Source organism: Streptomyces carminius (assembly GCF_002794255.1).
Lineage (GTDB): Bacteria > Actinomycetota > Actinomycetes > Streptomycetales > Streptomycetaceae > Streptomyces > Streptomyces carminius.
The window spans coordinates 33,291-42,381 of record NZ_PGGW01000019.1 but is presented as its reverse complement, the minus strand read 5'-3'; the positions used below and the strand labels follow the sequence as shown (position 1 = coordinate 42,381).

The window sequence follows — 9,091 nt, the reverse complement described above, 5'->3', positions numbered from 1 at the left end:
CCCGGTGGCGTGACACCGTCATCCTGGACGTGATGAGCCTGCGCAGAACGGCGGCCGTGGCCGCCACCACGATGCTGGGTGCCGGCGCGGCCGCGGTCGTGGCCGGGCGGTACGCGGCCGACGTCGCCCTGAAGCCGCCCGGCGGCCGTGCGCGGCCCGCCGGTTTCGAGGGACCGCCGCTGACGGTCCACGCCACCGCCGCGGGACAGATCACCCTGACCCGCTCGCTCGCCTCCCGGTGGCCCGGCACCTACGCACTCACCGGTCCCGGCCGGCACGCGGTCGTCGGTGCCGTGCTGGACGTGCCCTCCGCCCCGGACACCGTCGTACGGCGTCTGGAGCGGGTCGACCGCGGCCTGCTCGCCCCCGGCGACCGGGTACGGCTGTCCCCGCAGCTGCACTTCGGCGACCCGCGCGGCGCCCTCGGTCTGGAGTACACGGACGTGACCCTGCCCGGCGAGCTCGGCGCGCTGCCGGCCTGGTACCTGCCGGCCCTCCGCGACGTGTGGGTGGTCGCCGTGCACGGGCTGGGCACCACCCGCGAGCACGCCATGAACCTGCTGCCGTTCCTGCACGCCATGGACCTCCCGGTGCTCGTCCCCGCCTACCGCGGCGATCCCGGGGCGCCCCGGCTGTCCGACGGGACCGGGCACCTGGGCGGCGCCGAGTGGCGGGATCTGGACTCGGCGGTCCGCCACGCCCTGGACCACGGCGCCCGCAGCGTCGTGCTGTACGGCTGGTCCACGGGAGCCACCATGGCGCTGCGCACCGCCGAGTACTCCCCGCTGCGGGACCGGATCGGAGGGCTGGTGCTGGACTCGCCCGTGCTCGACTGGCGGGCGACCCTGCGGGCCCTGGCCGGCAGCCGCCGGGTCCCCCGTCCGCTACTGCCGCTGGCGGTACGGGCCGCCCAGGGCCGCGCCCGTGCGCGTCCGGAGTCCTCCGGCGAGCTGCCCCGTCCGGCGGACCCGGGAGTTCCCACTCTGCTCCTGCACGGTCCCGACGACGACATCGCCCCCTGGGGCCTCTCCCGGGAGATGGCCGAACGGTGTCCCGGTCTGGTGTCGCTCCACGCCGTCCGGCAGGCTCCGCACGCGGCCATGTGGAACGCCGGTCCGGAGGGCTACGAGGAAGCGCTGCGCCGCTTCCTGACACCGCTGCTGTAGCCCTTCGCACCCCCGCGGGCGCGGGGTGCTCATATGAGGCCGTTACACGGGCGTTTGGGCTTTCGGGCCGTCATCAACAACACTGCTCCCGTGACGTCCCGTATCCCGCGAGACACCCGGCTGCGCCTTGTCCCCCGTCAGCCTCTCGCCGCCGCGCACCGATCAGAGGGTGCGCGCCGCCGGCGGAGCGCACCCCGGCCCCCGGCGGGGGTGCCTCCCCGCGACCAGCTGGCCCGGCAGGCGCGGGCCTGCCTCGGTGACGCCGTACGCCTGGCCCGCTGGGCGGAGCGCACCGGGCTGTCGCCGGTGACGGCGGCCGAGCGGGCCGCCGCGGACCTGCGGATACCGGTGGAGCAGGTGTCCGTCCAGTGGGACCGCGCCCGGCTGGCGGGCCTCATCGAACTGCACGGCGACACCGCCCTGCCCGGCTGGCGGCTGCGGGCCTGGGACCGGGACGACTCCGCCGTGCTGCGCGGCTGGGTGGCCCTCTTCGACGCCTGGTCGCTCGCCCACCCGGCGCCCGCCGACGTCGGTCCGGCGGCGGTCGGCGAGGTCGTGGTGGCCGCTCCGCAGTTCCTGTCCGTGATGCATCTGTCCTCGGGACCGGTGACCGTGCCGGCCCTGCTGGACCTGCTGCGGCAGCGGATCGCGGAACTCCGCGCGGAGCGCGGAAGGGACTTCGCGGAGCGCGGAAGGGACTTCGCGGAGCGCGGAAGGGACTTCGCGGAGCGCGGAAGGGACTTCGCGGAGCGCGGTGACGCATCCCCGGACACCGCCGCCGCCGCCGACACCGCCGCCGCCGACACCGCCGCCGACACCGCCGCCGTGGACGCCGATCTGGACCTGCCCGCGCTGCTCGACTGGGCGCTCGACGGTCTCGCCTCGGTCGGCGCCCTCACCCGCTGCGCGGCGGACGCCGAGGGGCGCCCCGGGCAGGCGGTGCTCACCCCGCTGGGCAACTGGGCGGTGTGGGTGAAGCTGGAGCAGATCTGCGTGGCCGCCCAGAGCCCCGCCGGGAACATAGAGCACCCGGCCGAGGACATGCTGCGCGGCTGCGCCCGGCTCTCGCCGGGGGAGGCCCGTGCCGAGTACCGGGCCTGGCTCGCCGCCCGTACCACCGGCCCGGCCGTCGCCGAACTGCTGGACGCCGCCCGCGGGGAGGACGCCCTCATACGCGGGCTGGCCTTCGACGCGCTCCGGGTCGTCGGCGCTCCCGCCGAACCCGCCGTCCGGGCGGCGTCCGCCGAGCCCACCCTGCGCCCCTACGCCCTGCTCTGGCTCGCCGAGCACGAGGGTGCCGATCCCGGGGAGCCGGGGAGCGGGGCCCCGGGGGTGCTGACCCGTGAGGAGGCCACCTGGCTGTGGGTGGACACCGCCGCGGCCGTCGCCGACCACGGTGAGGGACACCTGCTGGTGGAACATCTGGGCTCCGCCGTGCAGGGCAGCGTCCCCGCGCTGCTGGAGGAGGTCAGGGCCACCGGCCACCCGCGTACGGTCCAGGTGCTGGTCGCGCTCGCCGCCGCCCATCCCGACCCCGCGCTTGCCAAGGCGGTGCGCCGCGCGGCGTTCCAGGTCCACACCGGCGAGAGGTGACGGCACCCGCGGTCCTCTCCCGGCCGGCCGACGGTGCCGGGAGCCGGCGCCCGTGCGGTGTGTCACGGCCCGGGCCGTGCCCGGCGCGGAAACCGGGTTGCGTGCCGCCGTTAGACTGGCGGCATGGCGATCCTCCTCGTGCACTAGCGGCGTACGCCCGTCCCGAGAAGTCCCTGACCATGACGTACGCGCGTCCACCCTGCCCTGGAGAGTTTCCGTGATCACCGCCACCGGAGTAGAGCTGCGCGCCGGCGCCCGGGTCCTCATCGAGTCCGCCTCCTTCCGTGTCGCCCGGGGAGACCGCATCGGCCTGGTCGGCCGCAACGGAGCAGGCAAGACGACCCTCACCCGCTGTCTGGCCGGTGAGGGCGCCCCCGCCGGCGGGACCATCACCCGCACCGGCGAGGTCGGCTACCTGCCCCAGGACCCCCGAACCGGTGATCTCGACGCGCTCGCCCGGGACCGCATCCTCTCCGCCCGCGGTCTGGACACCGTGCTGCGCGGGATGCGGGAGAACGAGGACCGGATGGCCAACGGCCGCGGTGCCACCCGCGAGAAGGCGATGAAGAAGTACGAGCGGCTGGAGACGGAGTTCCTCACCAGGGGCGGCTACGCCGCCGAGGCCGAGGCCGCCACCATCGCCGCCAGCCTCGGGCTGCCCGACCGGGTGCTCGGCCAGCCCCTGCACACCCTCTCCGGCGGTCAGCGGCGCAGGGTGGAGCTGGCCCGCATCCTCTTCTCGGACGCCGACACCCTCCTGCTGGACGAGCCGACCAACCACCTCGACGCCGACTCGATCGCCTGGCTGCGCGACTTCCTCAAGACCTACCGCGGCGGCTTCGTGGTCATCTCCCACGACGTCGACCTCGTGGAGACGGTCGTCAACAAGGTCTTCTACCTCGACGCCAACCGCTCCCACATCGACATCTACAACATGGGCTGGAAGCAGTACCTGACCCAGCGCGAGGCGGACGAGAAGCGGCGCAGGCGCGAGCGGGCCAACGCGGAGAAGAAGGCCGCCGCGCTCAACGCCCAGGCCGACAAGATGCGCGCCAAGGCCACCAAGACGGTGGCCGCGCAGAACATGGCCCGCCGTGCCGAGCGACTGCTGGCCGGGCTGGAGGGGGAGCGGCAGGCCGACAAGGTCGCCAGGCTGCGCTTCCCCGACCCCGCCCCCTGCGGCAAGACCCCGCTGATGGCGGAGGAACTGTCCAAGTCCTACGGCTCGCTGGAGATCTTCACCGATCTCTCGCTCGCCATCGACAAGGGCTCCCGGGTGGTCATCCTCGGCCTCAACGGCGCGGGCAAGACGACCCTGCTGCGGCTGCTGGCCGGAGTGGAGAAGCCCGACACCGGCCGGGTCGTCCCCGGGCACGGGCTGAAGCTGGGCTACTACGCGCAGGAGCACGAGACGCTCGACCCGGACCGCACGGTCCTGGAGAACATGCGTTCCGCCGCCCCCGACCTGGATCTGGTCGAGGTCCGCAAGACGCTGGGATCGTTCCTGTTCTCCGGCGACGACGTGGACAAGCCCGCGCGGGTGCTCTCCGGCGGCGAGAAGACCCGGCTGGCGCTGGCCACGCTGGTGGTCTCCTCGGCCAACGTGCTGCTCCTGGACGAGCCGACCAACAACCTCGACCCCGCCAGCCGTGAGGAGATCCTGGGCGCCCTGCGCACCTTCACGGGCGCGGTGGTGCTGGTCACGCACGACGAGGGCGCGGTGGACGCGCTCCAGCCGGAGCGGATCATCCTGCTGCCGGACGGGGTGGAGGACCTGTGGGGCGAGGAGTACGCGGACCTCGTCGCGCTGGCCTGAGTACGCGGCGGCCGTGTTGATCATATCTTTCTGGATCATTCGGCCGACGCGTGATCCATCATCTGTGTGAGACCGGCTCGTATCGCGGCGCGGTCGGACGTCGAGAGCGCGCACGGTGTGGCATGGGCCTCACGCGACACCGGTTTACCCCCTCCGCACCGGACTGACCTGCGCCTTTCCGTATCCGCCCGGCTGTGTGCCCGGCGTCGGCGCACCGGAATCAGGCACTCCGGTGCTTCTCGTCCCTTGCCCGGCGGCCAAGGTCGTCGTACGGACCTTGTCGAATGGGTGGCCAGAAGACCGGCAAGGGGTGATCATGAGAGTCCAGAGCGCACTTCCCATGAGGAGGCACGGGTGGCCGAGACTCTGAAGAAGGGCAGCCGGGTGACCGGCGCCGCGCGCGAGAAGCTCGCGGCTGACCTCAAGAAGAAGTACGACTCCGGTGCGAGCATCCGGGCACTGGCCGAGGAGACCGGCCGTTCCTACGGATTCGTGCATCGGATGCTCAGTGAGTCCGGCGTGACCCTGCGTGGTCGCGGCGGTGCCACACGGGGCAAGAAGACCGCGACGACGTCCTGAGACCCAGGGTGTCCGCAAGGGGCGCCACCCGGTCGGCCATCCGACCGGCTGGGTGGTTACTCTTCAGTCACTTGACTGTGGAAGCCCCGGGAGACCTGCATGACCCTGCTCGACAAGGACGGCGTACGGCTCGCCGTCGACGGCGCCGTGGCCACGGTCACGCTCGACCGCCCGGCCAAACGCAACGCCCAGACCTTCGCCATGTGGCGTGCCCTGGCCGAGGCCGGGCGGCTGCTGCCCGGTGATGTACGGGTCGCCGTGCTGCGCGCCGAGGGGCCGTCCTTCTCCGCCGGTCTGGACCGGCAGGCGCTCACCCCGGAGGGCTTCGAGGGCGAGCCGTCCTTCGTCGACCTGGCCCGCGGTTCCGACGCCGAGCTCGACGCGGCCATCGCCGGCTACCAGGAGGCCTTCACCTGGTGGCGGCGGAACGACCTGGTGAGCATCGCGGCCGTCCAGGGGCATGCCGTCGGCGCCGGCTTCCAGCTCGCGCTCGCCTGCGATCTGCGGGTGTGCGCCGACGACGCCCGGTTCGCCATGCGCGAGACCTCTCTCGGCCTGGTGCCCGACCTCACCGGCACCCATCCGCTCGTCGCCCTCGTCGGCTACGCCCGCGCGCTGGAGATCTGCGCCACGGGCCGCTTCGTGCAGGCCGAGGAGGCGGAGCGGACCGGTCTGGCCAATCTCGTGGTGCCCCGCGCCGAGCTCGACGGTGCCACCGCGGACCTGGCGGCGGCGCTGCTCGCGGCACCGCGCGACGCGGTGATCGAGACCAAGGCACTGCTGCGCGGCGCGGCCGGGCGCACCTACGAGGAGCAGCGCGCGGCCGAACGCGCGGCTCAGGCGCGCAGGCTGCGCGAGCTGGCCGGTCTCGGCGACTGACCCCGGCCGCCTTTCGTCACCGCTCGTTCGGCGGGTCCGCCGGGGGCTCCGTCACCTCCGTCACCTCCGTCACCTCCGTCACCTCCGTCACCTCCGTCACCACGACCGCGACCGTCGCCGGGCCGGGCGCGCCGCCCGCCGCCCGCGTCACCGCGTCGCGGACCTCGCGCACCACGTCGAGGACGCGGTGGTCCCCGGCGACCGCCAGCTGGATCTGCACATGGCGGCCGGCGGGGCCACTGGTGCCGCCGGGGTCCGTCTCCGTGATCCGCACAGGCCGTGCCGCACCTACCGGCACGGGCGCGAGACGCGCCACCCCCGGGACGGCCAGCGCGGCGGCGCGTACCGCGGCCTCCGGGCCCCCCGTCGCTTCCGCGGTGGCCGCCGTCTCCCTCTCCGCCGCCTCCGCTCCGGTGGTGTCCCCGTCGCCGGGGGAATCGTCGCCGGGATCCGCCTCGGACGGGTCCTCCGGCGCGGCAGTGTCGTCCGGCTCCTCCAGCAGCCCGGTGACCCGCAGGTCGACCGCTGCCACCGCCAGCCCCAGCAGACTGTCCGCGGCCTCGGCCAGTGCCGTACGAAGCCGCTCGGCGGCCACCGGCAGCGGCTCGTCCGGACCGGCCGCGAAGTCCGCCTCGATCCGCACCGGGCCGGGCGGCAGTGCGCTGGGGGGCGCGGGCACGGCCGGTGAGGCCGTGTCCGCGCCGGCCGGGGCGAGCCGCAGCCTGCCGGGCCGCACCCCCGGCAGTCCGTCCACCGCCCGCCGCAGCACGCCGGCCGCGGCCCGTTCCGTGAGCCAGGCGCCGTCCGCCGCCTCGCCCAGGGGAAGCAGCCGGCCGAGACCGAGCTGTCGGCGTACGGCCTGGGTCAACCGGTCCGCGACCATGGGTCCGCGCTCCTCTCCCGCAGTCCGCCGGTACCCGCCGTGTGCCTCCGGCGGTTCCCCGGTGTCCTTTGGTGTTCTCCGATGTGTCTGCGTGTCTGTTCCGTCGTCTTCCCCGGGACCTCCTCCGCACCGTCCCGGGCGCCAGCTTTCCGTATCGGAGCCGTTGCGGCTGCATGCTTCCTCCGATTGGCGGTACCCGTAGGGGGCTTTGAAATCAAAGCATGCCTAACGTGGCTAAAGGCATGAAAATATCCCTTCACGCAGGTAAGGATGAGGACGATGACGGAGACCACACAGCAGAACCGCACGGGTCCCTCCGGTGCCACCAAGGAGTCCACCGAGCTGAGCAAGGGCAGGCAGCTCGGTGAGGGGCGTGGCGCGAGCGACCCGGGCGCCCGGGGGAAGACCACGATCGCCGACGGCGTGGTGGAGAAGATCGCCGGTATGGCGGCCCGGGACGTCGACGGCGTCCACGCCATGGGAAGCGGGGCGGCCCGTACCTTCGGCGCGGTGCGCGACCGGGTCCCCGGCGGCGGCAAGACCGTCACCCGAGGGGTGAAGGTCGAGGTCGGCGAGGTGCAGACGGCGGTGGACCTGGACATCGTCGTCGAGTACGGGGTGTCGATCACCGAGGTGGCCCGCGATGTGCGGGAGAGCGTGATCAACGCGATCGAGCGGATGACCGGGCTGGAGGTCGTCGAGGTCAACATCGCGGTCGGTGACGTCAAGCTGCCCGACGAGGAGGACGAGGAGGAGCAGTCGTCCGACAGGCCGCGACTGCAGTAGGACGACGGGCCGCAGGGGCTCGGCGAAGCATGAGGGAAGGAGCGCACGATGAGCATGGCCGTGGTTGGTCTGGCCGCCGGCATGGCGCTGGGCTTCGCCGGGTACTTCGGCGGTTTCTGGGCCTTTCTGCTGGTGGCGGTGCTGGGAGCCGTCGGCCTGGCCGTCGGCCGGTTCCTCGACGGCGACCTGGATCCGGGGCAGTTCCTCGGTTCCGGCGACCGCGGCGAACGGCGGCGGTGACCGGTGGCACAGGAGTTCCGTACGGCCGGGGTCTCCCTGGTGCCGGCCGCAGAGCGGGGAGCGACGAGAATCGCCGACCGGGCCGTCGCCAGGATCGCCGCGCGGGCCGCCCGCGAGGCGCTGGAGGCGGAGCCGGAAGTGACTGGAGTGCCTTACGGCCCGGAGTCGGACCCGCGGACGACGATCGACGTCCACCGGCCCCCCGACCGCGACGGGCTGAACGGTGAGGCCCGGGTGCGGGTCGCCGTCGAACTCCCCTATCCCTGTGACATCGGGGCGCGGTGCGGTGCGGTGCGGCGCCGGGTCGTCTCTCGGGTGCGGGAACTGGCCGGTATGACGGTCCGGCAGGTGACCGTCGAGGTGACACGGCTGCACTCGGCGCCGCTCGACGCCGGGGACACCGGAAGGGTGCGGTGAGGGAGCGATGAGCCATGACGCCGCCCGGCAGCCGCCGACCCCGGGGAAGGCCGCCGGCGCCACCCCGGAGGACGGCGAGGAGCGGCCCGCCCCCGACACCTCCGCCGACACCTCGGCCACGGCTTCCCCTCCGGACGGCCCGGGAGGCGGCGCGGAGGGGAACGGGGGAGGACGGGCCACCGGACGTCTCTGGTCCGCGCGCCGGGTGCCCGCCGCGGTCCTGGCCCTGATCCTGGCCGTCGTGGCGGCCGTACTGCTGTACGAGGCCGTCGCCGCGAGCATCGACAAGTCCGCCGCCCCGTGGCGGCGCGAGGTCACCGATGAGCTGGCCACCCGGCCGCTGGACGACCTCTGGGTGATCGCCGGTGCGGTGCTCACCGCCCTGCTGGGGCTGTGGCTGCTCGTCCTGGCGCTCACCCCCGGACTGCGCGGACTGCTGCCGATGCGCGGCAGCGGCGGCGGCAGCGGCGGGATCCGGGTGCGCGCCTGGCTGGAGCGGTCCGCCGCCGAACTGGTGCTCCGTGACCGGCTGCTGGAGGTTCCGGGGGTGCGGTCGGCCCGGGTGCGCGTCGGACGGCACCGGATCAGCACACGGGTGCGGGCGCACTTCCGGCCGCTGGAGGAGGTACGGGGGGACGTGGACCGGACTCTGGAGGACGGTGTCCGGCTGCTCGGACTCGCCCGGCGGCCGAGGCTGTCGACCCGGGTACGCCGTCCGAAGAAGGAATAGCG

Annotated in this window: 10 protein-coding genes; 9 read left to right on the top strand and 1 reads right to left on the bottom strand. The window is 73.9% G+C overall.

The window, feature by feature from the left end; translation table 11 throughout:
• Positions 1-32: 32 nt before the first annotated feature.
• The 5 genes from CUT44_RS06550 to CUT44_RS06530 all read left to right on the top strand — a co-directional run bounded on the left by CUT44_RS06550 (position 33) and on the right by CUT44_RS06530 (position 6,033).
• Entirely contained in the window at positions 33-1,166 is a 1,134-nt protein-coding gene (locus CUT44_RS06550; protein WP_100201208.1) for an alpha/beta hydrolase, read from the top strand.
• Between the two features lie 90 nt (positions 1,167-1,256).
• Positions 1,257-2,759 carry a hypothetical protein gene (locus tag CUT44_RS06545; protein ID WP_100201422.1) on the top strand — a complete coding sequence of 501 codons (1,503 nt, stop codon included), beginning with the start codon at positions 1,257-1,259 and terminating at the stop codon, positions 2,757-2,759.
• Positions 2,760-2,976: 217 nt separating this feature from the next.
• The gene (locus tag CUT44_RS06540) at positions 2,977-4,575 is read left to right on the top strand and encodes an ABC-F family ATP-binding cassette domain-containing protein (protein WP_100201207.1); all 1,599 of its coding nucleotides are present in this window, start codon (positions 2,977-2,979) and stop codon (positions 4,573-4,575) included.
• A 354-nt stretch (positions 4,576-4,929) separates the two neighbouring features.
• The gene (locus CUT44_RS06535) at positions 4,930-5,154 is read left to right on the top strand and encodes a helix-turn-helix domain-containing protein (protein ID WP_199185633.1); all 225 of its coding nucleotides are present in this window, start codon (positions 4,930-4,932) and stop codon (positions 5,152-5,154) included.
• Positions 5,155-5,253: 99 nt separating this feature from the next.
• Positions 5,254-6,033, top strand: coding sequence for an enoyl-CoA hydratase/isomerase family protein (locus CUT44_RS06530; RefSeq protein ID WP_100201205.1), 780 nt, complete (start codon positions 5,254-5,256; stop codon positions 6,031-6,033).
• Positions 6,034-6,049: 16 nt separating this feature from the next.
• Here CUT44_RS06530 and CUT44_RS06525 read toward each other — a convergent pair whose 3' ends face one another.
• The gene (locus tag CUT44_RS06525) at positions 6,050-6,916 is read right to left on the bottom strand and encodes a nucleopolyhedrovirus P10 family protein (RefSeq protein WP_233221270.1); all 867 of its coding nucleotides are present in this window, start codon (positions 6,914-6,916) and stop codon (positions 6,050-6,052) included.
• 279 nt (positions 6,917-7,195) lie between these two features.
• Between CUT44_RS06525 and CUT44_RS06520 the strand changes: the two genes are divergently transcribed.
• The 4 genes from CUT44_RS06520 to CUT44_RS06505 are packed head-to-tail and all read left to right on the top strand — an operon-like array spanning position 7,196 to position 9,089.
• Positions 7,196-7,702, top strand: a complete 507-nt coding sequence (locus tag CUT44_RS06520; protein ID WP_100201204.1) for an Asp23/Gls24 family envelope stress response protein — start codon at positions 7,196-7,198, stop codon at positions 7,700-7,702.
• A 48-nt stretch (positions 7,703-7,750) separates the two neighbouring features.
• Complete coding sequence (locus CUT44_RS06515) at positions 7,751-7,942, top strand: hypothetical protein (RefSeq protein ID WP_100201203.1); 192 nt, start codon at positions 7,751-7,753, stop codon at positions 7,940-7,942.
• 3 nt (positions 7,943-7,945) lie between these two features.
• On the top strand, positions 7,946-8,359 hold the full coding sequence (locus CUT44_RS06510; protein WP_233221269.1) for a hypothetical protein: 414 nt from the start codon (positions 7,946-7,948) through the stop codon (positions 8,357-8,359).
• A 7-nt stretch (positions 8,360-8,366) separates the two neighbouring features.
• Positions 8,367-9,089 carry a DUF6286 domain-containing protein gene (locus CUT44_RS06505; RefSeq protein WP_199185632.1) on the top strand — a complete coding sequence of 241 codons (723 nt, stop codon included), beginning with the start codon at positions 8,367-8,369 and terminating at the stop codon, positions 9,087-9,089.
• Positions 9,090-9,091: the final 2 nt, after the last annotated feature.